This window comes from Paenibacillus sp. FSL P2-0136, from assembly GCF_037975325.1.
GTDB lineage: Bacteria > Bacillota > Bacilli > Paenibacillales > Paenibacillaceae > Paenibacillus_AQ > Paenibacillus_AQ silagei.
The window spans coordinates 3,111,065-3,136,563 of the sequence record NZ_CP150244.1 but is presented as its reverse complement, the minus strand read 5'-3'; the positions used below and the strand labels follow the sequence as shown (position 1 = coordinate 3,136,563).

The 25,499-nt window shown below is 51.6% G+C and carries 21 protein-coding genes; 12 read left to right on the top strand and 9 right to left on the bottom strand.

All coding sequences use genetic code 11. The features are described 5' to 3' along the window. Positions 1 to 97: 97 nt before the first annotated feature. Positions 98 to 439: a PilZ domain-containing protein gene (locus NYE26_RS13045; RefSeq protein WP_235191988.1), complete on the top strand. Its 342-nt coding sequence runs from the start codon at positions 98 to 100 to the stop codon at positions 437 to 439. 103 nt (positions 440 to 542) lie between these two features. On the opposite strand, the gene NYE26_RS13040 is transcribed toward NYE26_RS13045, so the two are convergent. From NYE26_RS13040 to NYE26_RS13020, 5 genes are read right to left on the bottom strand one after another with little or no spacing between them, the layout of a single operon-like run. Then, positions 543 to 1,277: a hypothetical protein gene (locus NYE26_RS13040; protein WP_339256343.1), complete on the bottom strand. Its 735-nt coding sequence runs from the start codon at positions 1,275 to 1,277 to the stop codon at positions 543 to 545. Then, positions 1,271 to 1,972, bottom strand: coding sequence for an ABC transporter ATP-binding protein (locus NYE26_RS13035; RefSeq protein ID WP_339256342.1), 702 nt, complete (start codon positions 1,970 to 1,972; stop codon positions 1,271 to 1,273). The genes NYE26_RS13040 and NYE26_RS13035 overlap by 7 nt, the downstream gene beginning before the upstream one ends. Before the next feature lie 5 nt (positions 1,973 to 1,977). Further along, positions 1,978 to 2,361, bottom strand: coding sequence for a GntR family transcriptional regulator (locus NYE26_RS13030; protein ID WP_339256340.1), 384 nt, complete (start codon positions 2,359 to 2,361; stop codon positions 1,978 to 1,980). Next, entirely contained in the window at positions 2,361 to 3,107 is a 747-nt protein-coding gene (locus NYE26_RS13025) for an ABC transporter permease (protein WP_339256338.1), read from the bottom strand. Before NYE26_RS13025 ends, NYE26_RS13030 begins: the two co-directional genes overlap by 1 nt. Continuing rightward, entirely contained in the window at positions 3,100 to 4,074 is a 975-nt protein-coding gene (locus NYE26_RS13020; RefSeq protein ID WP_339256336.1) for an ABC transporter ATP-binding protein, read from the bottom strand. Before NYE26_RS13020 ends, NYE26_RS13025 begins: the two co-directional genes overlap by 8 nt. Before the next feature lie 286 nt (positions 4,075 to 4,360). Here NYE26_RS13020 and NYE26_RS13015 point away from each other — a divergent pair, with 286 nt between their 5' ends. The 3 genes from NYE26_RS13015 (at position 4,361) to NYE26_RS13005 (ending at position 6,356) form a co-directional block, all read left to right on the top strand. Next, positions 4,361 to 4,732, top strand: a complete 372-nt coding sequence (locus NYE26_RS13015; protein ID WP_339256334.1) for a hypothetical protein — start codon at positions 4,361 to 4,363, stop codon at positions 4,730 to 4,732. 226 nt (positions 4,733 to 4,958) lie between these two features. Further along, complete coding sequence (locus NYE26_RS13010; RefSeq protein ID WP_155991614.1) at positions 4,959 to 5,345, top strand: hypothetical protein; 387 nt, start codon at positions 4,959 to 4,961, stop codon at positions 5,343 to 5,345. A gap of 75 nt (positions 5,346 to 5,420) precedes the next feature. Further along, positions 5,421 to 6,356, top strand: coding sequence for an aminoglycoside phosphotransferase family protein (locus NYE26_RS13005; RefSeq protein WP_339256332.1), 936 nt, complete (start codon positions 5,421 to 5,423; stop codon positions 6,354 to 6,356). Between the two features lie 40 nt (positions 6,357 to 6,396). On the opposite strand, the gene NYE26_RS13000 is transcribed toward NYE26_RS13005, so the two are convergent. Continuing rightward, positions 6,397 to 7,332 (bottom strand): phosphotransferase, encoded by a 936-nt coding sequence (locus NYE26_RS13000; RefSeq protein WP_339256330.1) that lies wholly within the window; start codon positions 7,330 to 7,332, stop codon positions 6,397 to 6,399. 205 nt (positions 7,333 to 7,537) lie between these two features. Between NYE26_RS13000 and NYE26_RS12995 the strand changes: the two genes are divergently transcribed. From NYE26_RS12995 to NYE26_RS12980, 4 genes are all read left to right on the top strand, one after another. Then, positions 7,538 to 7,933, top strand: coding sequence for a hypothetical protein (locus tag NYE26_RS12995; RefSeq protein WP_036728963.1), 396 nt, complete (start codon positions 7,538 to 7,540; stop codon positions 7,931 to 7,933). A gap of 193 nt (positions 7,934 to 8,126) precedes the next feature. After that, a complete protein-coding gene (locus tag NYE26_RS12990; protein ID WP_339256328.1) occupies positions 8,127 to 9,023 on the top strand; it encodes a sulfurtransferase in 897 nt (298 codons plus the stop codon). A gap of 221 nt (positions 9,024 to 9,244) precedes the next feature. Continuing rightward, complete coding sequence (locus NYE26_RS12985; protein WP_339256326.1) at positions 9,245 to 9,691, top strand: OsmC family protein; 447 nt, start codon at positions 9,245 to 9,247, stop codon at positions 9,689 to 9,691. Between the two features lie 193 nt (positions 9,692 to 9,884). Next, positions 9,885 to 11,366, top strand: a complete 1,482-nt coding sequence (locus NYE26_RS12980; protein WP_339256324.1) for a 4-hydroxyphenylacetate 3-hydroxylase N-terminal domain-containing protein — start codon at positions 9,885 to 9,887, stop codon at positions 11,364 to 11,366. A gap of 110 nt (positions 11,367 to 11,476) precedes the next feature. On the opposite strand, the gene NYE26_RS12975 is transcribed toward NYE26_RS12980, so the two are convergent. The 3 genes from NYE26_RS12975 to NYE26_RS12965 form a co-directional block, all read right to left on the bottom strand. Beyond that, positions 11,477 to 13,345 (bottom strand): ABC transporter substrate-binding protein, encoded by a 1,869-nt coding sequence (locus NYE26_RS12975; protein WP_339256322.1) that lies wholly within the window; start codon positions 13,343 to 13,345, stop codon positions 11,477 to 11,479. A 279-nt stretch (positions 13,346 to 13,624) separates the two neighbouring features. Next, positions 13,625 to 15,409 carry a methyl-accepting chemotaxis protein gene (locus NYE26_RS12970; protein ID WP_339256320.1) on the bottom strand — a complete coding sequence of 595 codons (1,785 nt, stop codon included), beginning with the start codon at positions 15,407 to 15,409 and terminating at the stop codon, positions 13,625 to 13,627. Between the two features lie 692 nt (positions 15,410 to 16,101). Beyond that, a complete protein-coding gene (locus NYE26_RS12965; protein ID WP_339256318.1) occupies positions 16,102 to 19,704 on the bottom strand; it encodes an S-layer homology domain-containing protein in 3,603 nt (1,200 codons plus the stop codon). Between the two features lie 144 nt (positions 19,705 to 19,848). Between NYE26_RS12965 and NYE26_RS12960 the strand changes: the two genes are divergently transcribed. From NYE26_RS12960 to NYE26_RS12945, 4 genes are all read left to right on the top strand, one after another. Continuing rightward, positions 19,849 to 21,954, top strand: coding sequence for a bacterio-opsin activator (locus NYE26_RS12960; RefSeq protein ID WP_339256317.1), 2,106 nt, complete (start codon positions 19,849 to 19,851; stop codon positions 21,952 to 21,954). 18 nt (positions 21,955 to 21,972) lie between these two features. Further along, complete coding sequence (locus NYE26_RS12955) at positions 21,973 to 23,619, top strand: helix-turn-helix domain-containing protein (RefSeq protein WP_339256315.1); 1,647 nt, start codon at positions 21,973 to 21,975, stop codon at positions 23,617 to 23,619. A gap of 120 nt (positions 23,620 to 23,739) precedes the next feature. Then, on the top strand, positions 23,740 to 24,702 hold the full coding sequence (locus NYE26_RS12950; protein WP_339256313.1) for an ABC transporter substrate-binding protein: 963 nt from the start codon (positions 23,740 to 23,742) through the stop codon (positions 24,700 to 24,702). Between the two features lie 13 nt (positions 24,703 to 24,715). Further along, positions 24,716 to 25,462, top strand: coding sequence for a (2Fe-2S)-binding protein (locus NYE26_RS12945; protein WP_339256311.1), 747 nt, complete (start codon positions 24,716 to 24,718; stop codon positions 25,460 to 25,462). The last annotated feature ends 37 nt before the right edge of the window (positions 25,463 to 25,499 follow it).

The window sequence follows — 25,499 nt, the reverse complement described above, 5'->3', positions numbered from 1 at the left end:
AGATTGTCCAAGTGTAGCCGTTTCGATATAATAGCAAATAAAATAGCGGAGGTAAATGATGGATGACTCCAGCAGAAAAGAACCATTCCGATATGTAATGAACCAGCCCATCGATTGCTGGCTTGAGATTCCCGCCAGTAATTCGGGACCGGGAGCGGGAAAATTGACTGAAGGTATTCTGCTTGACCTTAGCCGCTCCGGCTGCAAGGTCCGCACGTCGCTGAACCTCCGCTTCACCGCAGGGGATACGAAGCTGATTATTCATTTTCAGCTGGCGGAAGAGAAGCTGCAGTACGAAGGCAGTGTCCGCTGGGGCTGGATGTTCGGTCTGGGGCAATACCAGTACGGGGTAAGACTGGACCTGCAGGAAGAAGAGGAAGAACAGCTGCTGCGGGAGCTGGAGCTCTGGACCAGCGGAAGAAGCGCGCAAGGCTTATAGTCCATCCTATCCCCAATAATGCACACAAACGCAAGCAAGGCTGATTAGGAGCCTTGCTTGCGTGAACTATGAACGATGCGCTATCCCTCTGCTACACTTCGCTTTATACTTCGATTCTTCTCTTCACCAGCGCCACCATTCCATAGATCATCAGGCAGACCACCGCCACTTCAAACAGCAGCGCCCTTAGATCAACCGGAAGGTATGGTATAATAAATTCACTGCCGGATTGGGGCTCTCCAGTGTAAATCTCGAAGTTAAAGGCAATATCCAGACCAATGAAGTAGGTGTCAAAGAGCAGCTTCTCCAGATAACCTATTCCGTTCTGCAGCAGGACCAGAAGGCCGATGCCAAGCCATACTCTCCACTTCATACGTAGACTATAGGCTACTGTAAAGGAGAACATCACCATCACCATTAGAAATAAGGTAGACCAGATCGATTGAAGCAATGCCCGGAAGCCAACCGTCCATAGATTGCCGGGCAGTAAATCCACCGTGTTCAGCAGCTTGAGGATTCCCAGATGGGCCAGGCCGAGGAGGATGACCACCCCAATCAACAGCAGCGCCAGCAGCATGGGAGACAGGACCGTCTGCAGTGCTGTAACCGGCAGAAGCCGCCGCTGATAGGATTTAAGATTACGGAAATATCCGGTGACCGCTATAAATATCATCGCGATGGCCAGGATGCAGTAAATAACCAGATTCAGGGAAGCCAAGCCCGTGTCTATCTTTGCACTGGAGATCCACAGTCCGGCCTGAGCGAGCAACGCAATGACGATGAAGACGAGAATGCGTTCTTGTCGGCGTTTAAGATCATATTTTAATAGCTTCAGCATTCGGCAAACACCTCTCTGAACAGCTCATCTACACTCTTCCCATGCTCTTGTCTAAGCTCCTCCACCGGACGATGCAGCACAATCTCCCCCTCCTTCAGGAAAATCACCTCATCAAAGATCCGTTCGATATCCGTCACCAGATGAGTAGAGAGCAGAATACTGCTGTCCTCCTCATAGAACTCCATCAGCGCATTCAGAATCTTGGTCCGTGCCACCGGATCAACGCCTCCAATCGGCTCATCGAGCAGGTATAATCTGGCCCGGCGGGAGAGCGCTAATGTCAGCTGCAGGCGTTCGTTCATCCCTTTGGATAACGTCCGCACCTTATCCGCTGCACGCAGCTTCATGAAATCCAGCATCCGCAGTGCCTTGGCCTGATCGAAATCCGGGTAGAAATCCTGCTGGAATCTCAGCGCATCCCCGATATTCATCCATGACTCCGTGACCGGCACATCCGGCATGAAGGAGACGAGCTTCTTGCTCTCTACGCCCACGGGCATCCCGAGGACTGAGATCCGGCCCGAGGCGGGCCAGGCGAGTCCGGCGATCAGCTTCATGAGCGTGCTTTTGCCGCTGCCGTTACTTCCCAGAAGGCCAGTGATGGTGCCGCTGCCCAGCTTGAAGGAGACCTGGTTCAGCGCCTGTCTGGGGCCGAACTGTTTGCTTACATTCTGAATGTCAAGTATATCGTCCACTCTTCTTACTCCCCCTGTTCTTGGTCCCGCTGGTGAATGTTCTCTGCTACTGCAGTTAGTATCTCTTCGCCCTGGAAGCCTAGCTCCTGCATTCCGCGGATAAAACGGTCCAGCACATCCTGCGCCATCTCCTTCTTGACGGTCAGAATCGTCTCTTCGCTTCCGGTCACATATCTGCCCATGCCGCGGCGGGTCTCCACGATGGTCTCACGCTCCAGTTCCTGAAATGTTCTTTGCACGGTATTCGGGTTAATCTGCAGTTCAGCGGCCAATTCACGGACAGAGGGAATCTTGTCTCCAGGCTTCAGCTTGCCGGTGATAATCTCTCCCTTGATGTAATTCATGATCTGGAGATAAATCGGCTGGTTATTATCGAATTCGATCCCCATCAAGCAACATCCCTGCGTCTGAAGACGGCGAAGCCTGCAAGCAGGAACAGCGTCATGTAGATGCACAGCAGGATAATGGAGAAGGTTAATGTCATTCCCTGCATCGGTGCACCGCCATCCTTGTAGGCTGCGAGATTAAGATTAGGGAACAGCACATATTTGTAGAACTCACGGGAAATGACCAGCTTGTCGATGGTGGTGGCGAAGATGGTTGCTCCAATGGTTACGCCAGTCGATTTCGTCAGAATCCCCAGCATGAAGCCGATCGTAGCGTAGACGGTGCAGTACACAGTTGAATACAGCAGCGAGGTTAGGATCTCACCGATTCCCGCTTCCCCTCCGCTGAGTCCGAAGAAGACCGCTCCTGAGAGGAAAAGCCCCACCGTCGCAACTACCTGCATGCTAAGTGTATAGAGCAGTACAGTTACATATTTGGAGGCCAGAATCGCCGTGCGGCTGCGGGCACGGATCAGCAGAAATTTGATCGTCCCCTGGCTGTATTCCCTGGATACAATCCCCGCTGTCCCGACGATCACCAGTATGGCCAGAAGCTGGCCAATGCCTCTGGGCTGCAGGGAATCCGCTGTAAAGTCTGCCGCTGAAGCATACATATCAGCGGCAAATGTACGAGTCATGTAGCCCACTGCCAGCGACAGCACCAGCAGGATGACATAAGGAATGATATTGCTGCGTTTCTTCGATATTTTGAGCCATTCATTCAGCACAAGCAGATTAAATTTATGCAATGCGGTTGCCCCCTGTCCATTTCAGGAAATCCTCTTCCAGACTTTGTCTATTCTCAGTAATCCGGTATATCCCGACCTTAGCTTCGCTAAGTGCCGCCACCAGCTCCGGTACGGCTCCATCCGGCAGCTGTACATGCAGCTCGGAATGAGCTTCATCCGCTCCAGTGACCTTGACGCCCTGCAAGGCTCCGGCCACAGTCCGTGCAGCTTCAAGCTTATCTACCCGGATCGTAAGTGCTACCTCACTACGTGCCTCCGGTACTTCCGTAAGCTGTGTCACCGTTACAAGCTTCCCGTTCTGAATGACCACCGCGCGGTGACAGATCTGTTCAATCTCAGCCAGCATATGACTGGAGATTAGAATGGCAATGCCCTCTACCTCTGCTATTCTCCGCATATAGTCGCGCATCTCCCGGATGCCGGCGGGGTCCAGCCCGTTAGTCGGCTCATCCAGAATGAGCAGCTTCGGCGAGTGGAGCAAGGCCTGAGCAATCCCCAGACGCTGGCGCATACCGAGGGAGTAGGCCCGAACCTTCTTGTTCATCGCCTCCTGCAGCCCCACCAGCTCCACGACCTCCTTGATCCGTGATACCCCGGCTCCATCACTCATGCGTAAATATTGCAGCAGGTTGTCGTACCCGGTCATATGCGGATAGAACTCAGGATTCTCAATGATCGCCCCGATCTGTGAGATCGCCTGTTTGAATTCCTTCCGGATGCTGTGTCCATGAATCAGAACATCCCCCCCGCTCATGCGGATCAGTCCGGTCATCATCCGGATGGTGGTCGTTTTGCCGGCGCCATTCGGTCCCAGCAGCCCGACAATCTCTCCCTTATGGATCTTGAAGCTTAGATTATCTACAATGGCCTTCCCTTTTATCAATTTGCTGACGCCTTGCATTTCCAGTACGGTTTGTTCTTGCGCAGGGCCTGACGGCTCCTGAACATTATGAGCGGTTGAATTCATGACAGCCTCCTTGTGCGGATCGGTATAGGTGGAGTATTAATTCCACGGGTTGTTGCTAAGCTGGAACATGTGTATTTTCAATGTTGTATTGGTGTGTTAGTTAAATAGTACACTAGTAATTTTGGTTTGTAAAGCAGGTTTGTGAAAAAATTCCTGAAGCACTGTGTAAACAGGCTATCCGTGCAGGGGTTCTAACCATACCAATCTCTATCAGCATACATAGAATAGTATTGCAGCTGGCAGTACGTGCTGCTTTTGCCAAAAACCGCTCCAAGGAGGAATACACATGAATAAAGAGGTTCATATCTCTCAGACTTATCCAAGACTAACGGTGTACAGCGAAGAAAACTTCCGGGGAAGAAGCAGAATCTACAGAGGTAATCTAGGCATCCGCGATACGGACAATATTCTGGATGGAATCGAAAGTCTCCGCTTCTTCTCCACCAGCAGCAATGCCACGCTTGTCCTGTTCAGCAGAACCCGGTTCAGAGGCAGCTTCCGCGTGCTTCGCGGCAACCACAGCATCCGTGATCTGGATGACTACATTTCAGGCAATGACGTAGAATCTATCATCTCTACCAACCAGAGACTGACGCTGGACCAGATCCGCCGTATCCGCAGCAGCGGGGATCTTCCTGCAGGCTACCGCTTAATCTAACAGAACACGCACGCTGAACAGGGCACCCTCTGGTACCGCCCAGCCGGAGAGTGCCCTGTTTGGTATTGGATTATCGTGATTAACGTACTTTTTAGCACAACTAAATGATTCCTTTTTCGTTAAAGTTATAGGGGGTGAGATCATGCGGAGTATTTGCTTTTCCATTCTGGTATCTATTTTTCTGATGAGTGGATGTAGCAACCCAACCGGAGAGCGAATCATAAACATGAATTACAGCTTCAATGAACCACATCTTTTTCCGTTTGAGATCAATGAAGTTCGTACTGAAATCGCAGTTGATAACCCGTATGTGCTACAACAGTATGTTTTTCATTATAAAAACAAGCAGACCCTGCAAGAAATAAGATACATCCTGAGCAAGGTTATGAGTGCACCAGAGAAAATTTCCACCCAAGGCAAGCAACGCTTAGAACTTGATAATGGAAAAGAAGCATACTATGACGAAGACGAAACTACTCAATCCATCTGGTGGGAGGGGGAGAACGGATTTTTGGCGCGATTTGTATATTATATCAACGGAAATCTAGATCCGATCCACACTAATAAATTAGAGGTCTCCGCCTTTATAGACTTAGCTAATCAAATTCAATAGTATCTTCAGACCAGATCACCGGGCCGGCAGTATATACTGTGAAAACTAGCATTCCACGAGGAGGACCAACAGAATATGAAGCCACTGGATATCCATCCAACAGCGTTGTATGAGCAGGTTCAGTCCGACATTGGCAGCTTTCAGGTCTTGAGAAACTACAGACCGAATAGTGTGAGAACCGGGGTTTGGAAGCTGCAATCCGATCAGGACTCTAAATGTTATTACTTAAAAACGTACAGCCGCAAACAGAGATGGCATCCTGAGGTTTATGCATACCGTCACTGGATAGGTCAGTTGAAACCGTATGTACCAGAGTTAATAGCTGCTTACGAGGGGGAGGGCTGGCAGGCTATACTAATTACTGCAATCGACGGGTCCATTATGAGAGAGACGCCACTAAGCCCAAGTGCTGCTAAAGCTGCTTTTTATAAGGCTGGTGAGTTAACAAAGATTCTGCATCTATCGCAGACAGGCCGCTGGTTCGGCCGCCCCGATCAATATGGGAATCCGATAGAGCTAAGTCACCATGCTGACCCGGTGCAGTATGTTGCTGATGCAATACAGGACTTAACTTCTCGGTGTGTTGTTGAGGGGCTATTGCAGGCCTATGAAATAAGGTTAACCGAATGGGCACTTCAGAACGTTCATGTATTCCGGCATAGCAGACCTGTTCCTATTAGCTGGGACTCCACACCAGGCAACTGGCTGGTGGATGAGCAGGGTATTTTGACAGGAATGATAGACTTCGAGAATATGCTGTGGGGGCTGGCTGTGGACAACTTCTCCATTCTGTTCGCCAGATATTTCATAGATCATCCATCAGCCAGAGATTCCTATTTTGCAGGGTATGGACCTGAAGTGCTTAAGGACCAGTCTGCTGAAATACAAATATGCTGCATCAAAATGGCTCTCGGCGATATCTGCTGGGGCACTCACAATCATCAACCCGAGGTCGTCCGATCTGGCAGAGAGCTTATGAAAAGAATACATAATCAGCAGCTTTTCCTGTAAGAAAGCTTGAAGGCAGTGCAAGTTCCATACAGCTTCCCGCCTACATCGCAGCTACCTCTGCCGCCAGCTCACGGACCTGCTGCTGCAGGACATTCACCTCATCCGTTCCTTCCCAGTAACGGGTGGCGAAATGCAGGAATACGTCTATCTTGCGCAGGAGCATGAGCACCGGAATCGCCGCCAGTTCCTCAGGAGTCAGCGTAACCCTGCGGTTATAACCCCGCCAGAAATCACGGATGATCCGCTCCGAGTCCTCATGACTGAGCAAGGCCGACAGAATCACAGCAGCATCCATAACCCTTAAATCCCGGGTGCAAAATTCAAAATCCAGCAGCGCTGTCACCCGGGCGGTATCCGCTCCATCCACCAGCAGATTGGAAGCGTTCAGATCGCCGTGCACCAGCTGATGCGGCAGGCTCTGAAGCTGTTCCAGCGAGTCAGCCACATTGTCGTAGGCATCCACTAATAGGGTCAGCTCCGGCAGCAGCTCCTTCAGAGACTCGGGCGGGTCCGTCACCAGACCATGCAGCGCTTCACGGGTGCATAGCGGATACGAGGTCCGCAGCTCATAGTATGGACGGTATACGGACGGGATGCCCGTATCTATCTCAGCCAGCGCAGCGGACAAGATGCCTGCCGCTTCTCCGAAGGACTCATAGTAATCCGCAGCTTGCCCGGACGGGGATTCCCCTTCAATATAAGCAAACAAGCAAGCGAATTTCCCGCTCTCTTCAAGTTGAACCAAGGTCTCTCCACTGGCAGTACGGATCGGAAGAGGTGTACTGAACGGCAGACCCGCAGCGGCCAGCTTCAGCAGCACCGTATGTTCAAATTCTATTTTGTTCCTGTCCTTATGGGTGTCATAGATACGCAGCACAGCGCGGCGTTCCCCGCTCTCCACGAAATACGTTGTATTATTCCATCCTCCGCTCCGCTTGCGCAGCGAGCCCTTCCATTCAGGCCAGACCTGACTCACTATAGCTTCCGTAGGCTTATGCCCCTTTCTATTAGGTTCAGAAGCAATTGTAGAATCCGGGTACGGCTATGTCAAATCTACTAGGATTGGGGCGGTTCGCTAGCCTCTGATCCAGTCGCCTTTTTTAGCTGCAAAAGACAATTATACAAAACAAACTATCAGATTTACATATATTACTGTATCAAGAGAAAAGGAGGACTTCCAAATGCCAATTTATACTATCGGTGCAGTGCCCAACCTTGAGCCTACCGGAACAGTAATATCGCAATTCGTCGAGCTTCGAATCACCAACACAACCGTTGCAAGGCTGGAACCTATTGTAGTCAATGCTTACAGTGTCGCAGATTCCGGCCCGGAGGGGATAGCTGAAACTCTGAATTTCACAACAACGTTCGGGATTGCCGCTCCAAATGGTGTGGTTACGCTCATCATACCAACGACAGTGGCCAATTACAGTATCACCGTTTCTTCACCTGGTGCTCCCGGATTCGTGAACGACATCTCGCTATACGCAGTAGCCCGGGATGCAGCCGGCTTCATAGTGTTTGATCAGGTATATCCATTCGGAGACTGGAACATCATCGGTCCCGTCCTTAGTTAACTTCATTTCATTGCTCAGGCGAGTCCTGAGCTTTTTTTGTTTCTGGTAAAACTGTACAGAATAGCAGCACGCTCACTATCACGATCACTCCTGATCTGATAAGCCTATGCTTGCACCACTTCAATAATATGCGGAATGCCTGATTATCCGCTATAATGTAATCCATACAATACAAGCAAAGGATGGGATACATATGGACGCAACCGTTAGCAAACGCTGGCTGCTCGCCAGACTCTACGAGCCGGAACAGACCATCGTAGACTGCCGGTTCACATTAGGCCAGCCTAAGGCCGGCAGAGACAGCTATCAACAAGAGCATATTCCGGGCGCGATCTATCTGGATCTGAAACTGGATCTGTCCTCTCCGGTGAGCGAGCATGGCGGTCGCCATCCCCTGCCTGACCCTGAAGTGCTGGCTGCACGGCTCAGCAAACTCGGAATCGGTAATGATACTCGCATTGTCGCCTACGACGATGAGAACGGCATGAACGCCGCCCGTCTGTGGTGGCTGCTGCGTTACCTGGGGCATGAGCAGGTATTCATTCTGGAGGGCGGCTTCAGCCAGTGGAAAGAGGGTAAATATCCGGTGACGGATCATCAGCCGGTGCGGGTGCCTAGTACCTTTACAGCTAATGTTCAGCCGCAGATGCTGGCGGGAGTTGAGGAGGTGCGCGAGGTATCGGAGAAGACAGTTAATAATGCTGGCGCTGAGTCTGAGAGTGACGTCAACGTTGCGGATGCCGTGCCTGCTCTTCCCGTGCTGATCGATTCCCGGGCCAATGACCGCTATCACGGCCAGAATGAGACCCTGGACCCGGTCGGCGGGCATATCCCTGGGGCGGTCAACTACTTCTGGAAAGACACGCAAAATCCGGACGGTAGCTGGAGGAGTGCGGAGCAGCTTGAAGAACATTTTGCCGGACTGGACAAAGACCGTGAGGTCATCGTCTACTGCGGCTCCGGCGTAACTGCCTGCCCGAATGTACTGGCGCTAGAAAAGGCCGGATATACGAATGTGCGGCTGTATGCGGGAAGCTGGAGTGACTGGATTAGCTATGAAGATAACCCGGTGGCCACAGGAGACGAGTAAAAGCCGATTGACCGCATCGGATTTGAGTTTTGGGGCTGTGACAGGTTGCCGGAAGGCAGGCTGCTCACGGCCCTTTTTCGGCATTTTCGCGCGCGCTGTTCCAGAGATCGACAAGCTGGTAATTTGAGGATTGACAATATGACAAGTTAAATTTAAAATAATCACAGCGGAAAAGTATGATTTAATTTATTATAAACTAACCATAGAAGGAGATTTTTAAAATGACCGCTCTCCAAACCTTTAAAGCATCTGCGCATTTGCAAGACGGAGTCCAAGTGAAAGTAGCATCCCGAAACTTTGAATTTATTATTGACGAGCCCAAAAGCTTGGGCGGAACTGATACCGGTATGAATCCGGTCGAAGCTTTGCTGGCCTCGCTGGGAGCATGCCAGTCTATCGTGGCCAGAGTGTATGCGCCTAAATTCGGCGTGAACCTCAAGGATTTCTTCGTGGATGTAGAAGGCGATCTTGATCTGGATGGCTTTTTCAACAAGTCGGAGGTGCGTCCGGGCTATTCAGAAATTCGGTATAGCTTCCGTATTAAAACAGATTCACCCAAAGAACAGGTTGAAGAATTTGTACGATTCCTGGAAAGCAAATGCCCAGTTGGAGATACGCTCGCAAACCCGGTTAATCTCAAGCTGGAAAGCATTATCATCGAAAGCTAAGCAACCGTTCAGAACCGAGAAGCTTCCACACTATGACCTCTTGCCACGGAGCACAGAATGGGACCAGGGGTAGAGACCGTATAGGCGCAAGTGCACGATCTACGGACAATGTACAAAGCGGATCATGGTTACGTATATTAAAAGCAATATCACGGCTTTTTAGTGAAAGCTGTCTTTTAAAGAGGTGAACCGTGTGCCTATTAAAACAGGTAGCCAATACATCGAACGTATCGACCGGCAAAATATCAATATTTTTTACAAAGGAACACGGATCGAAGGCCCTTTATCCAAGCATCCCGCATTTCAAGGTCTCATACAAACCCAAGCCGAAATGTACAACATGCAGTGTGATGAGCATTATTTAGCACAGATGACCTACCCTTCACCCGATACAGGAGAGCCTGTCGGTCTATCTTTTCTTCCACCCAAGAATGCTGAGGATTTACAGCGCCGCAGAAAAATGATTGAACTCTGGTCCAACTGCCATCATGGGTTTTTAGGACGTTCCCCGGATTATATGAATACAGCCCTCATGTCTCTGTTTACAGCTGCCGATATCCTTGAGGAGCTGAATCCGAAATATGCTGAGAACCTCAGGAAGTACTATGCTTACTGCCGGGATCATGACATTACCTTATCCCATGCCTTCATCCAGCCTCAAGCAAGCAAAATATCCGGCCAGATTGATGCTACAGAGGATTCTATCGCTGCTAAAGTCGTTGAAATCAATGCTGAAGGGATGATTGTAACCGGTGCTTTTATGATGGCAACACAAGGGGCTACATGCGATGAAATGCTTGTATTCCCAACGCCTTCCCCCTCGTTTGTGGATGATGATAATCCGTTCGCGTTTGCCTTCGCCGTGCCTAATGATCTGCAAGGGATGACTTTTTTTTGCCGTGAAAGCTACGCAGCTTCATCTGCCTACGACCATCCGTTAAGCTCAAGATATGAAGAAATGGATACCTTAGTCATATTTGACCGCGTTCTTATCCCTCATGACCGTGTATTTTATTACGGAGATGAAATGTACTGTTCCCGATTGTTCGGCGAGAGTCACTTCCATACGCATATGGCCCATCAAATCATCACCCGCTATATTGCAAAAACAGAGTTCTTTCTCGGGTTGCTGGAATCTTTGGCGGAAGAACAAAACGTTATCCCTGAGCCCCATACTATTCAGCCTATTTCCAGAACGATAACTTATTTGGAGACCTTCAAAGCCTTAAGACTTGCTTCTGAAATAGGGGCTTCCCCGGACAAATTCGGATATCTCGTTCCAGACAAAGGTCCACTTTTGGCTTCGTCCGTTCACTTTTCGGAGTTTTATCCGGACCTGATTGAAATGGTTCAACATCTCAGTTCAAGCGGTCTCATCATGATCCTCTCGGAGTCCGACTTCGATACAAGCGCTGGTGCATACCTCAGTCAGTATTTGAAGGGTACGGCTTCGGAGGCGTGGTTCCGAAACGCTTTATTCCGGCTTGCTTGGGAACTCGGAGCGGGTGCATTCGGCGGGCGACAAATCCAGTTTGAGCGGTTATTTTTCGGCAGCTCCCACACACTGGCCTGGCGCATGTACAACAGCTATGATAATCACGAATCCTTCCGTCAAATCATTCACGAGTTCATTGCACCAGAAGAAACCCGATTCGTTATGAGGGGAAGCCGGTAACTCAAAGACACTCTTCTCATTGTTCTGAGGAGAGTGTCTTTTGTCAAAAAAATCATCAATGTCAAAGTCTTACATCTCCATGCTTCCGGGGTAGCTTCAGGTCCAGCCGTCTATTCCTGCAGCTTCGCTACCTGCTCAATCAACGCATCAACGCCTCTGTCTACGGTATAAGGGCCGTTGTTCCAGTTCACACGGGATACATTAATAATCCTGTTGTTCTTCACCGCAGGGATGCTCTGATAGACAGGCTCCTTGAACAGCTCCATCATGGCAGCCAGCTCTTCATCCGTCATTTGTGTAAAAAAGTAATCCGCCGGCTTGTCCACCAGCATCTCCATGGACAGTACCGTTCCCCCATCCGCATAGGGCTTGAATTGTTCAGGCATTGTAAAACCGAAATCCTGATAGATCAGCTTGCCCAAGGTTCCTCCTTCGCCTCCAAGCAGCACCTCTCCGTTACGGATAATGAATGAGATCGCTGTAGTTCCTTCATCAATTTTGATATTGATGTTATCTCGGATGCCCTGCAGCTTCTCGTCGAAGGAAGCAATCCATTGCTCCGCTTCCTCTTGCTTGCCCATAATATCGCCCATGGTTCTTAAGGTATTCACCACATCCGGGTCACCGCCCCAGGCGACGGCTACGGTTGGAGCAATCTTCTCATAGGTCTCAATTACATCTTCACCAAGATAGTCCGGAATGATAATCAGATCTGGCTCCAATGCAGAAATGGCTTCAACACTGCCTGTTCCTGCCCCTATATTCTCCACAGTCTTCATCTCTTCCTTGTATTGATCCAGCGTCTCCTGGTTGACACCCGCCGGCATCAGGCCGAGAGGAAGCATATAACCGCCATAAGCGAGCGCCACTACCGCGCCAGGCTCGACTGGAATTTCCACCTGTCTGGCGAAGCCATCGGTAACTATTCTTGTTGCTGCTTCGGGTTTCGTATTACCGCCTCCACAAGCTGCAAGCAGCACAGACAGACTGAACAAGAGGGATACAGCAAAAGTGGGTTTATGGCTAACTTTCAAATCATTCACACTCCATGCTCTGTATTGATAATGATTATCACTGATATCAATATAGCGTTGTTCTTTCGCTGGAGCAATGAACGATTCCGGCATATCATTGGTAGGAATTGAACCTTTGTGTAACGGTGCGTGCATTTTGAACTGGGCGGGGGTCTCTCCGTACAGCTTTTTGAATAGTCTGCTGAAGTAATAGAAATCCGTATACCCGACACTTTCAGCAACATGGCGGATAGGAGCATCTGTCCCTGCCAGCAGGGTTCTGGCTTGCTGCATCCGGGTCCGGCTCACATACTCCATGGGACTGCAATCATACCTGCGCTTGAATACCCTCACCAAATGATGGGCGCTGTAGTGGAACAGCTCAGCCATAGCTGTCATAGAGAGGGGCTGGCGATAATATTCCCGGATATAACGGGCGATCTGTTCAGCCAGATCCGGTTCCGTCTGCTGCTCTCCCGCCAGCTGGAGCTGACGGAATTGTTCAGACACGAACTGATAGAACAGTCCGGTCACCTGCAACCGTTCCAGCTCCCCTCCGCTTGTCCAAAGCTGAAGCATGCGCTCTTGCAGGGAGAGGATCATCCAGGGATCGCTCCCTTGGAAGACATAGGGCTGCTGGAACGGATTGTGATTGCCCCCCGCCAGGTCTGTGAATGGGCTGCCGGGACAAGGCTTGTATAAGATCAGGTAATAATCAAACGTACTGCTCAAGCAGCAGATATGAAGAACTGCACCTTTGCCGCCATGTACGACCTGGTGATTGCCTGATGCGCTCCCGTACCCGTCCAGCATGACTTTGGCTTCTCCCTGATTCGTGAACACAAACGCACTTGAAGGCAAAGTATAACTCTGAAGCTTCTCTCCCGGCTGCATGATCACATGACGGATATCCAACACTTTCACAGGCACATGATTCCATATCCGAAATCTTTCTGACCACTTCATAGAAGCACCTCATCGTATATTTCCCACATTATAATTGATAACCATTATCATTTACAACACTGCAATGGTGACTGGAGCCACTGAATTTCGTCTGAGGAGAATACGGTGGCAATCATTCATTGGGATTGATTTCATTCAGTAAAACACGAAGAGCCCGCACAGGATGCGGGCTTCTTATGATTGAATGAGGGCGATAATGCTGAGATCCTGCCAATCGCGGTCGGCTGCCAAGGCCCGATGGCTAAAAAGGCGGCGTATCAGCGGTGCCCCCTTTAACACTTAAGATTTTCGAATATCCTTCAATCTAAACTGTCCGATCAGCTGCTGCAAAAAGGTCCCGATCACCTCAACAAATTGCGTGGTCTGTTGTACATGAACATAGTCTTCTCTGAGCGCTGCCAGCTTCTTCTCGACTTCAGCAGAGATGCTGCGGTTATCCATGCTGACGGCCGTGATCTCCTCCATCAGCTGGACAACCCGGTCAATGACCTGAGATTTGCTCGCATCCTGATCATTCGCCTGTATCAGCAGTCTGGTTGCTGCAGCGACACGCGTATTGCCCTCTTCAACTACTTGAGTAACCTCTGCCATGGATTGCTGGGCACGCTCTGAGCCGGTATAGATGTGCCCAATCGTCTCCTGAATGTCCGCTACCGATTGTCCGGTTGATTCCGCCAGCTTACGAATCTCTGAGGCAACAACCGCAAATCCTCTTCCATGCTCTCCTACCCTGGCTGCTTCAATCGAAGCATTTAACGCCAGCAGATTCGTCTGAGAGGCGATCCGCTCAATCATCTGCAATACGTCCTCAATCTGGCGCGTGGTGCCGACGAAGGAGTCCATCGTTTCATGCGTAGCTGATACCTGCAGGGAGATGTTCGACATTTGATCTCCGATATTCTCCACCTCCTCGCGGGCCACTCTGATCTGATCAGCAGCCTGCTGTTCGAGATTCTGTAGAGTTATGCGCATATCCGCCACAGCAGCGCTTACCGCATCAAGGTCTTGAAGCTGCCGAAGAATGCTCTCCACCATGGCTTCAATGCGTTCATTTACGCGTTCAGTCGATTGCTCGGTCTCAGCGGTAGAATGACTCAATTGGCGCTGGCTCACAATGACATCATCCGCTGCGTGCTTGACCTTCAGCAGAATGCTTTCCTGGGAGTCAATCATACTGTTGATCCATTTCGCCGTATCACGCAGCTCATCCGTTCCGAAATCGTGAAGCGGAATTCTTTGGGTGAGATCGCTGCTGCCTTCCGTATTGCGGCGTATGAAGCGGTTCAATTGATGAATACGTCCTGTTTCGGGAAGCAGGATGGTACGGAGAATCATTTGCCAGAGCATCAGCCCGCAGATCAGCACAGCCGTCCCCGTTCCCAAAGCGCTGCCCATCCGGGCAACAGCCCCGCTTCCGTTCAGCAGTCCGGCCACTGCCGCAACAAGGATAGCCATCGCAATCAGCAAGGGCAGCATCAGCTTGGTCACGTTAAAGCCAAGGCTGCGGGTGCGATAGACTTCCTCAAAGTCGGCTTCACACATCATTCCCCACACATCAGGGCAATGTGGAAGCTGAACTGTAACCCCTTTGCCAATGACAGGAATATGGCGGTAGTCCGAGTAGCCTGGAAATGAAACGCATACATTACTGCCGTAAGCAATCACGTTTGCCACACCGGGATGGAGCTCTCCCGAAGCCGGGTCGGTAAACATCAGCTCCAGCTCGGTATGCTTCTCCACCTTCACCGTCCCCCAGCGCGTCGATACCCCATCCTTCAGATTCTCGCCATGTGTGAAGGTGCGGTCCTCAAACCGGCTCCGAGACAACGCAGTCCCCGGCTTAATCCCCACCTGCAGCCGGGGCTCTGCCATGAACAGATAATGGTCGCCCGAATCCGGATAGATATGCCCCGACTCCCGCTGGATCAAATCACCAATAACATCATTAGGCACGCGGCCGCACAAGAAGCCCTCGATCTTCCCCTGCTCCACAACCGGCAGCACAAACAACATCGTGATCTCATCGAAAAAGGTTGAGGTGCCGGGCCCCGCTTGCAGAGTCACCGGATCGGCGTAGGGTCCGAACAGACATTTACGCCCCTCTGCTCCCTCGGAGGCATAGCGTAAGCACGCACCAAGGATACTTTCGTCCCCATACTGTTTGCCACGGTGCGCCGGAAAGGTAGTCGATATTACGGCGCCTTCCCCATTCAGCACAAAAATCTCGGAAAAATCAGCTGCCCTGCCTCGGGTGGCTGTGAATAATGACTCCCATACGGCCGGATCCCCTCCATTTGGAAAACGGTTCTCACCGGGAAGCATCCGTAACTGCTCGTGCAGCCGACTTAAGTAATTCCAATACAATTCAGCCCAATTATGTAATATTTCCTTACGTGTTTCTGCAATTCCTTCAAAAACATCAGTAATATCAGACTCTAAATTCCTGTTCAAGCGATTGGACCACCATAAAGGCAATCCTGTCTTCCAGCCCAGCCAACCAAACATGTATTCTCTCCCCCCAATAAAACCGTTCCAGTTCATTCATACTGAATTCACTCTGTGTATGATCACTGAAGCAGCATACATTCGCCTCCACTTTAATGAGCCAAAGCGTTAATGAAGATGATAAGGCATACTTGTGTAATAATCAATATTCAATTCTGGGTTGAGAGCGGTTCAGACAACAAGCCTGTTCCTGCGTTCATCCGCAGGAACAGGCTTGTTATAGACTATTTATACGATTCAAGGTAACAAGCTCAGCTATTGATCCATTGCAGATATTGCAGCAGCCGCCTAATCATTACTGCGCTCTCTGCGCGGGTTGCCGGCTCCTTAGGGTTGAAATCGCCTGCGGGGTCCCCATGGATAAGTCCGGCTTGCGACAGCAGGACCACAGATTCAGATGCCCATGCTGCAATGCTGTTCTGGTCGGAGAACACTTCAGTTCCGGACGATTGGGGCAGCTTGCCTGAGAAGTTCAGCGCCCGGGCCATAACTACAGCCATCTGCTCCCGCGTAATATAATCCTCCGGCCTGAATAAACCCTTCTCGAAGCCGTCCATGATCCCTGCGGTCTGGATCATGCCGACGGATTCAGCATACCAGGCTTCTGCCGGGATATCTGCGAACGGACCTACCGATGGACGGGCATGAAGTCCAAGAGAACGCACAAGCATTGCTGCAAACTCACCGCGCGTAACCTGTTGCGAAGGGGCAAAGGAAACGCTGCTTATCCCTTCAACAATCAGCTTATTGGCAAGCAGTTCAATGTCAGCCTGTGCCCAATGTCCAGCCGAATCCGCAAAGAAATACCCGGACGTAACGAGCGCATATGCACGGTTAAGCGGCGTGTAGACTATAGCCCGGCCCGCCTGCCCTTCAACGTCAAACACGGCAGGTACATAATGAAGCTCCTGGTCATTATCCACCCATACCACAGTTGTTGTCCCCGGATTGGCTGGTGAGGCAAGAGGAAGGATATGTCTGGTGTACAGAGGACTATAGCTCTCTGCCTGGACACCATCGATATCAAGCGTGAAGTCTACAGGACTGCCGAGCAGCTTATAGCCCTTCTTGATAGAAGCTGCGCTGAAGCTGTCGCTGGTTGCAGATGCGGCTGTGCCCATTCCGACTGTAATGATCTTGCTGTCAGGCCACTGATCTAACGGGTCAAGCCGCAGCTCGAAGCCGATTCCATTTACTTCAATGGTTAACGAAGCGCCCGGCCGTTGTTGTAACACCTCCCTCAGAACGGAAAGCGATACATCAACAAATGCAATATCCCTGCTGTTCTCGAGCTTGATCACAGCTTCCTTGTCTGAAGCAAACGCCTGGACAATAAAAGCATCATCAAGCCTGACCCGGAGCGCCGACCGGCCATCATCCATGGCTTCAAGCGTTGCTTTCGCCAGAAGCTCCTGATCATTAGCAGTAAGCCGGATCAGAACAACGCCAGGATTAGGCGGGCTCGAAACGACAATTGCTTCGTGCACAATCGAGGGCTCCTGAGTTGCCGTCGGCGTCGCTGTTGGTGTCACCGTTGGCGTTGCTGTCGGCGTTGCCGTAGGTGTCGCTGCCGGCGTTGCCGTAGGTGTCGCTGCCGGCGTTGCCGTAGGTGTCGCTGTCGGCGTTGCTGTCGGTGTCGCCGTTGGCGTTGCTGTCGGTGTCGCCGTTGGCGTTGCTGTCGGCGTGGCCGTTGCTGTCGGTGTCGGCGTCGGTGTTTCCGTTGGCACCGGTGTCGGCGTTGCCAGCAAAGTTAGATGAGTGCGGCCTGCATCTGCCGTTTGTCCTGCATACACATTCACTAGCTGCTCCATAGGCGCATAACCCTGTGCAGACAATTGGAGTGTATATACGCCGGCAGGAACCTCATCCAGCCTGTATACTCCCTCACTGCCGGTAACTGCACTGAAGCTGTCTATGGATACAATGGCTCCCGCCAGCGGTAAATCCCCCGTACCATAGACTGAACCGGTAATCGTCCCTGTCTGGACAGTGGCGGGAAGCACCGTGATCTCTGTCTGCGCCATCAAGGCATTTTGCACAGAAGTAATGGTAATCGCCGCTTCGCCAGCAGCGACAGGCTCCACCTGCCCGTTCTGGTCTACGGTTACTACCTCCGTGTTACTTGAGCTCCAGGTGATATCCGGATTCGTTGCGTCTTCAGGCAGAACGGTTGCCTGCAGCCGGACAGAGGGCTCGCCGACCCTCAAGGTTAGCCGGGAGACATTCAGGCTAACACCACTGACCGGAATGAAAGTACGGATATGACCGTCTTCTATTCTGAACTGGTGCCATGCCTGAATCAGCCGGTCCTCATTGACCTCATACAGATCGAGATATTGTCCGGCAAGGACAGCAGGGATATCCGTGTCCGGAATATAATCTACCGCATCCACCGGCAGGGCACTGTCAAGCAGCGGCGGTGACATCCCGGTACTCCCCAGAACATAAGCGAAGCTGTCGCCGGACCGGTTCGGCTCAGCCGTTATTGCCGTGGAGCCTACCACCTGACCCGGATGAATCGCAAGTATACCGATTTCAGGAGCATACTGACTGACAACAAGCTGAAGATCACGTGAAGCGGTGGCCAAGCCCGCATCCGTTACTTGCAGACGAATATTGAAGGTGCCGGCCTCTGCGGGCGTACCCCGCAGCTCTCCACGGGTGCTGACACTGAGTCCTTGCGGAAGGCCGGAGGCACTCCAATTGAGACCAATATGTGCGCCGTCGAAGGCTGACAGGTCTACGGAATAAGGCTGCCCCTTGATTCCCCCGGGAAGCTCCTCCGTCAATACGGCAGGACGCAGGTAGGGATAACCGTTGTTAACATTATCATGAATGTTCCAGGTATGATTGAAATCCCATCCTGCATAGCTGCTCTGCTTCTTCATCTCCACAGTAGTCAGTGCCTTAATATCTATTGTGCTGCTTGTGAATAAATCCGCTCCACTAGTATTGATTCCACTGGCAGGAATTCCTGTTGTCGTCGTGTCAAAAAAAGAATGCTCAATAGTAGTCTCAAATCCAAAAGCTCCAATGCCGCCTCTCCGGGTATAGGTTGCAGCATTCGAAGTAGAGAGGTGTCCTGCGGCATAGGTGTTTTTTATTGTATTATGAAATTGGTAGCTTGTGATCCCGCTCGTGAACACAAAGTAATCGGGAGGCTCGTTGCTTATCTCGCCAGTCGAATAAGAATCTTCTACAGATCCATACCCCTGAGAACCCACAAGTCCACCGGCATACATATTGGGGGAGTTGGCAACAGTGACTGAGGCACTGGAGGATGACATTTTCAGGCTGGTATTAACAATCGCACCAGCTATACCTCCGGCAGCGGTTACCCTACCATCGGTTCCGCTTTTAACACTCCCTTGCGTATAGACCCTTTCAATACTTCCCCCGCTTTGATGCCCCACCAGACCACCAACCATGGAGCCGCCGCTTATATTGACATCCAGACCGAGATTTCGGATCGCACCGGTAGATTGGCCAAAGAAGCCGGTATTAGTGCCGCTGTTACCGGTTACCTCAACACCACTAATCGTATGACCTTGTCCATCAAAAATCCCGCTGAACGCAGCATAAGCATTCCCGCCTAGCGGAACCCAATTCCCCCCGGATAAGTCAATGTTCTTCATCAGGCGGATATGTGCACTCAAGTAATTCTCCTGATTCTGATTAAGATACATAAGCTGCTCTCTGGTGGACACCTCCGCCCATCCGTCTGTAACAGGCGGGATGCCACCCGCTTCATCGGAGCCGGAATCAGCATGGACCACTAAGGAATACAGTCCAAGCTGTCCTACGAGCATCACAATAACCAGCAAGGCTGCCGTTATAGTCAGGTATTTTTTCATTACAGTCTCCCCTTTGGCTACGATAATAATGGTTCAAGCATCTGCAAATCTGCCGAAGCTGCGGATCAAAAAATAGTATAATATATGAATTGAATCGAAAGGTCCCGTTTTTGTTTCAAATTTGAATAGAAAGTAGTGTGCAGCATGAACCTCTCTTCGGCTAACAGCAAAATCTCTGCTCAGCGGATCGTCGGCTTCAGCCGGGAAAAGAACGCCTTATTCCAATGGCTTGCTGCACCCGATGCCGGTTCGCAAATTTTCTCCGTCACGGGTATTGGCGGCATCGGCAAAACCACCCTGCTCACAGAACTGAACGCCGGAGCCCGCCGTACCTCCACGCGTACATTATGGATGGACGGACAAATATGCCTGCAGACTCCAGGTGCTTTTCTGTCCTGTCTGGAGATGAGTCTGGAGATAGAATACGGCCTGACACGGGCAACAGACGAGACGATGCTGGCTTATGCGGTACGGGAGTTAACCCGCCAGCGGACCGTACTGATTATAGATAACTGTGAGCATATAGATTATCTTGAAAGCTGGCTGCTGGCCAGTCTGCTGCCCAGGCTGGCCGAAGCTGAATGTCTGCTCATTCTGGCCTCCCGCCGCGGTCTGCCGACGAAATGGCATAGTCATCCCCTTTGGTCCAAGCGGATTCATTCCTATCCTCTGGAGTTGTTCTCCCGTGAGGAGATCTATGAATATCTGCAAGACAGCGGACTCTCACCAGTCCTTCAGGTTGATATCGTTCAGAAGACCGGAGGCCACCCCCTGCTGCTGGCGCTTACGCTGGATATGCTGCTCCGCCAGGAGCCGGAGAGACAGGAACGCGAATATCAGCTTCCGGGGATACTCAGTGCAGAGCTGCTGAAGGAAGCCTCCTCCCCCTTTATGTATGAGGCTCTGCAGCTCTTATCTCTTCTTCCTGCGGCAGACCAGACAATCCTGAACCAATTGCTGGCCCATCCCCTGTCGGCCTCGGAATATGCGGAGCTGAGCCGATTGTCTTGTGTGCGTACCAGCATGAACGGATTATGCCTGCACCAGCTCGTATCGCGGATGCTGCGGGAAGACTATCAGCGGCGGGACCCAGGACAATATCACCGGATGCGGTCCAGAACGCTTGAGCTGCTCACCGGGAGGTTCCCCGCGTCCAATACACTTCAGCAAATGCAGATTGCCGCCCATGTGCTGGAGCTATACCGCGAGCAGCTGCCGGTTGCCGGCACATATACAGATTTCTCAACCGTAAGGACCCAGGAACGGCAGCGGGGGTATGAGCCGGGGGATCTTCCTTATCTGCACCGTTTTCTTGAGGCATCGCTGGCCCGATCGGACTGGCAGTCGGAGCTGATTGCAGCCGGTGAGCATCATGCGCTGCTGGAGGATATCGCAGCGCATGATCCAGGCAGCATTGTAGTCCTGTGTAACAGCAGCGGGATTCCGCTGGGATTCTCGGCAGGCCTGCGCCTGCATGCACTTACGCTGCCTCTGCTTGACCGTTACGCGCCAGCCCACAGGGAACTGCTGGGGGAATTGGCCGGGCCTCTCTACAGCCTGCCTGCGGAAGCTGCGGATACACTGTTCATTCTGCTGGCAGCGGTAGATACAGAGCAGCCCTACTACCAGCCGGAAGAGCTGGGTGCCATGCTGCTCCAGTCATGGCTGGTTTACACTTCCGGGGGCTTGCGCACCATTGTCGCGACTGCGGATAACCAGTTGAACCTGCTGTTGCCGCTTCTGGGCTTTCAGGAACAGATACAGTCAAGATCTAAGCAGGTTGCTCCAACAGGGCTGATTGTGTGGGACCTCGATTTCCGCCAGGTGACATTTGAGGTGTGGGTACAGCGGGTATTTCAGCTGGCTGTGCAAGCCCCGGAAGCAGTCCTTGCGGAAGAACCGCAGTCTCTGGACTGGAAGGATGTCAAGCAGATTGTTCAGCATTTGTATAAGGATGCCCTGCTGGAAGAGATACCTTTGGTGCAGCGGCTTGGGCTTGCCGGAGAGTATGTACGTCAGCAGGTACAGCATATCCTGACGGATAAGCAGCCGCCTTATCCGCTCACAGAGCTGGAGCAAAGCTTACTGAGAGAGAGTTATTTGCAAAAGAACTACCGGAAATCACAGCTTGCCGAAGCTTTTCATATGAGCCGCACTACATTCTACCGTCACTCCAGGCTGGCATTTATCCACCTGGGGTATGTACTCACAAGGGTGCTGAGGGATATTGATCTGCATGGTGACAGATAGCGGAAGGAGGTGCGAAGAATGAATAACAACAACGGAAATCCTCCTGCGGGAGCCTTCGGACAGCTTGATCAGATGTGGTTCAGGCTTCGGAGCAGCGAGCAGAACAGCAGTCTCACGGGAGGGTGTTCACTCCGACTGCAATTCCTTGAATCGCATCTGCTCCTGATTCCAGTTTCGGGCCGGGGCTGGATCACTGTGGACGGCAAGTATGGCGAACTCAGAGCGGGAGCTGCCTTTGTCTGCCTGCCGGGGCAATTAATCGAAGCCTGCCTGGACGGTTCAGACGAAACGAATATATACATTTTGCGGTTTGATGTCTTTAGCCAGCGGAATCTGCCTGTACAACCGGGCTGGATAAGCTCAACGGAGCCCCAGCTCCCCTTCTCCCTGGAAGGAGAAACAGCGATGTCTTCAACTGTTACATACAGCAAACACTGTGAGGCTATCACCGCTTCCCTTGGCAGTACAGACCCCTTACAGCAGCTGCTTGCCCAGAGCAGATTCTATGAGCTGCTGTACAGTCTGCTCAGCGATGCCAGGCAGTCCGAGCCAGACGATACCGATACGATTATGGAACGGGTCAAGGCCTATATAGAGCAGCATTACCGTGAAGAGCTTTCGATCACCCTGCTGGCGGGCGAGGCAGGCATTAGCGTAAGGCATTTCATCCGGCTGTTCAAGCACAAATATGGTCTTAGCGCCATCGAATACCTGACCGAATACCGGATCAGACAAGCAAGAAGTCTTATGCTTCCGCATTCGAATTATGAATTAAAGGATATCGCCGCTTATGTCGGTTACAAGGATGTTCCTTACTTCCGGCGCAAGTTCAAGCAAATTACCGGTGTAGCTCCGGCCACCTTCATGCGCAATGCCAAGCTCAAAATCGCAGTTTGTCACGGCAGCCTCATAGGGGCGCTGCTCACCCTGAATATTATTCCCTGCGCGGCTCCTGCGGACCATCCCTGGGCTGAATATTACCGGCGAAAATATGAGACGGATGCGGCGCTGCCGCTTGCCCGGGAGGATACTCTACGGCTAGAGCAGCTTACCGTTCTTCGTCCTGATTACATTCTCGGGCTGGAGACATCGGTAAGCCGGGGGATGCTTCCGCAGCTCCAGGAAATTGCGCCCACGTTCCTTGTGTCTTCGCTTCAGACGGATTGGCGTACGCAATTACACTTCATTGGAGAATGCGTGGGCAGGGCGCCGGAAGCAGCAGCTTGGCTGAACAACTATGAGCGCAAGGCCAAGAGCATCCGGGCACAATTGGGTCAAGAACCAGCCATGAACAAGCTGCTCCTTGCCCGCATATCCGGGCAGTCCATTACCGTGCTATCTACGGGAAGCTTAGCTGAGGTATTCTATGATGATCTGCATTTCATTCAGGCGTCCATTGTGGACCGTAGGCTGAGCAATCAGACAATAACCCCGGAGGAGCTGTGGTCGGCTGATGCGGACAAGCTGCTGTTCATTGTGGATGAGGATGCGGCTTCGCAGGCCGTCTGGTCTGCGTTCCGGGACAGAGAGTCCTTGCTGCCCCCTGATCCCGCAGGGTTTTCGCGTATCGGGCACCTCCCTTCCTACCCTTGGACAGAGTATAACTCGTTCACCCAAGAGCTGGTTCTTGACTCCGCGCTGACACTCTGGCGTAATCGGACATGAAATATTGGCGTGATAGTCAATAGTCGAATCGCACGGATTGTTTTATACTCCTAACAGTGATATTGATTCTCACTCTCAGGTGGGAAGACAGGTATTGATACTCAGGAGGTTAGTGAAGATATGCAACAGATGAGACAAAGAATGGTGTTCTGCATGGCGATAGTATTAACATTGGTCATGACGGCTTGCTCCAACAACAGTGGACAGGCCAAGGTGGCCGCAGACGCTGAAGCAGATTCCCGGGTAGTAGGCAGTGAGAAAGGCGAGATCAAAATCCCCGCCCACCCGGCCAGAGTGATTGGATTGTCTGTGGTCTACCCGGAATTCCTGCAGGCCCTGGGGGTTAAGCCCGTTGCTGTACAGAACTACCAGGAGGAGTTCCCGACTTATCTAGAGGAGCCCTTCAAGGATACGCTGAAGATGGGTATAGCCCAAACTCCGAATTTTGAAATGATTCTCTCTGCCAATCCTGATCTGATCCTCGCCCCTACATGGTGGTCGGCTAAGGATTATGACCAGTTGTCGGGGATCGCTCCGACGGTTCTGCTGCCGCAGCGCGATGACTGGCGGGATGAGCTGAAGGATATCGCCGGGGTACTCGGCAAGACGGAGCTTGCAGAGAAGGTAATTAAGGATCTGGAGGCTCAGGAGGCTGAAGCCAAGCAGAAGCTGGATGATCTGGTGGGTAATGAAACGGTGATGTACATGATGGTCATGCCGGGCAGCTTCGTTCTTTACGGGGATCAGATTGACCGCGGAAAATTCCTTCACACTACGCTTGGGCTGGAGATGATTCCGAATTTCCCAACTAAAGATCCTTCCTTATCCATCTCGCTGGAGAAGCTGCCGGAGTATAATCCCGATCACATCTTCCTTCAGTTGAATAACGAGGACGATGCCGGGGTGAAGAAAACCTATGAGGATCTGCTGAAGAGTCCATTATGGAAGAACATGACGGCGGTCAAAAAGAACCAGGTCTACACCATGGCCGGCAAGGATTGGTTCAACCTGGGGATGTCTCCTCTGGCTAACCGTTATGCGGTGGATGCGGTGCTTCAGGCCTTTGAAGGCAACTCCAAATAAAGGGGGACTTCAGATGGGCAACACTGGCGAGCTCCAGGGGGCTGAACGTTACTTCATCTCCCCCGAAGCTATTGAGAATGCAGTGGTTACTTTACGACTGACCGAATTATGTATGCCCGCACATGCTGAGCATCTGCTTACCACTTATGCTTCCATGCTCGGGACTGAGGATAAACGTATAGCGGCAGCCATCTTCTGCACATGGGTCGCCGGGATCTGCGGAGCCAAATACGCACTGCTCACAGCCGCAGACCCGCTGGCTCATGCCTTGCGCCTGAATAACCTGTCTGTGCAACTCATCCGCACGGAGGGGTATCCCGAATTCGCCTTTTTTATCCACGATCAGGGGAACGGGACCTATGACCAGGATGGAGATGGAAAAGAATTATCCGGCGAGCTCGGCATGTTCTACAGCAGTGTTGTCAGACCGGTTATTGACGTGCTTGCCGAGGCCTCACAGACCAGAGCAATGATGCTGTGGAAGCATGTCTATAATCAGTTGTATACTTTTATCGAAGAGGATGCTCTTGACGCTCCCAGTGAGTACAGCCGCACCCAGATCCACGGGCAATTCCAAGCTGCACTCTGGGAGTTGACCCCGGAGGTATTCGGACTTCGCAGCAATCCGTTCCGTATCACCCCCAAGTTCCGGACGGACCCCCACCCTCCGCATGATACGATATCCATTAAGGCGACCTGCTGTCTGGCCTACCAGCTCAGAGCGGATCATGGCTATTGCGGCGGATGTCCTATCCTTTAATTAGAACGGGCTTATAGACTACGCACCGGCTTGGAAC

Coding starts and splice junctions, on each gene's coding strand:
- NYE26_RS13045 (WP_235191988.1), top strand. CDS start 98: ATGAACCAGCCCATCGATTGCTGGCTTGAGATTCCCGCCAGTAATTCG.
- NYE26_RS13040 (WP_339256343.1), bottom strand. CDS start 1,277: ATGCTGAAGCTATTAAAATATGATCTTAAACGCCGACAAGAACGCATT.
- NYE26_RS13030 (WP_339256340.1), bottom strand. CDS start 2,361: ATGGGGATCGAATTCGATAATAACCAGCCGATTTATCTCCAGATCATG.
- NYE26_RS13020 (WP_339256336.1), bottom strand. CDS start 4,074: ATGAATTCAACCGCTCATAATGTTCAGGAGCCGTCAGGCCCTGCGCAA.
- NYE26_RS13015 (WP_339256334.1), top strand. CDS start 4,361: ATGAATAAAGAGGTTCATATCTCTCAGACTTATCCAAGACTAACGGTG.
- NYE26_RS13010 (WP_155991614.1), top strand. CDS start 4,959: ATGAATTACAGCTTCAATGAACCACATCTTTTTCCGTTTGAGATCAAT.
- NYE26_RS13005 (WP_339256332.1), top strand. CDS start 5,421: ATGAAGCCACTGGATATCCATCCAACAGCGTTGTATGAGCAGGTTCAG.
- NYE26_RS12995 (WP_036728963.1), top strand. CDS start 7,538: ATGCCAATTTATACTATCGGTGCAGTGCCCAACCTTGAGCCTACCGGA.
- NYE26_RS12990 (WP_339256328.1), top strand. CDS start 8,127: ATGGACGCAACCGTTAGCAAACGCTGGCTGCTCGCCAGACTCTACGAG.
- NYE26_RS12985 (WP_339256326.1), top strand. CDS start 9,245: ATGACCGCTCTCCAAACCTTTAAAGCATCTGCGCATTTGCAAGACGGA.
- NYE26_RS12975 (WP_339256322.1), bottom strand. CDS start 13,345: ATGAAGTGGTCAGAAAGATTTCGGATATGGAATCATGTGCCTGTGAAA.
- NYE26_RS12965 (WP_339256318.1), bottom strand. CDS start 19,704: ATGAAAAAATACCTGACTATAACGGCAGCCTTGCTGGTTATTGTGATG.
- NYE26_RS12960 (WP_339256317.1), top strand. CDS start 19,849: ATGAACCTCTCTTCGGCTAACAGCAAAATCTCTGCTCAGCGGATCGTC.
- NYE26_RS12955 (WP_339256315.1), top strand. CDS start 21,973: ATGAATAACAACAACGGAAATCCTCCTGCGGGAGCCTTCGGACAGCTT.
- NYE26_RS12950 (WP_339256313.1), top strand. CDS start 23,740: ATGCAACAGATGAGACAAAGAATGGTGTTCTGCATGGCGATAGTATTA.
- NYE26_RS12945 (WP_339256311.1), top strand. CDS start 24,716: ATGGGCAACACTGGCGAGCTCCAGGGGGCTGAACGTTACTTCATCTCC.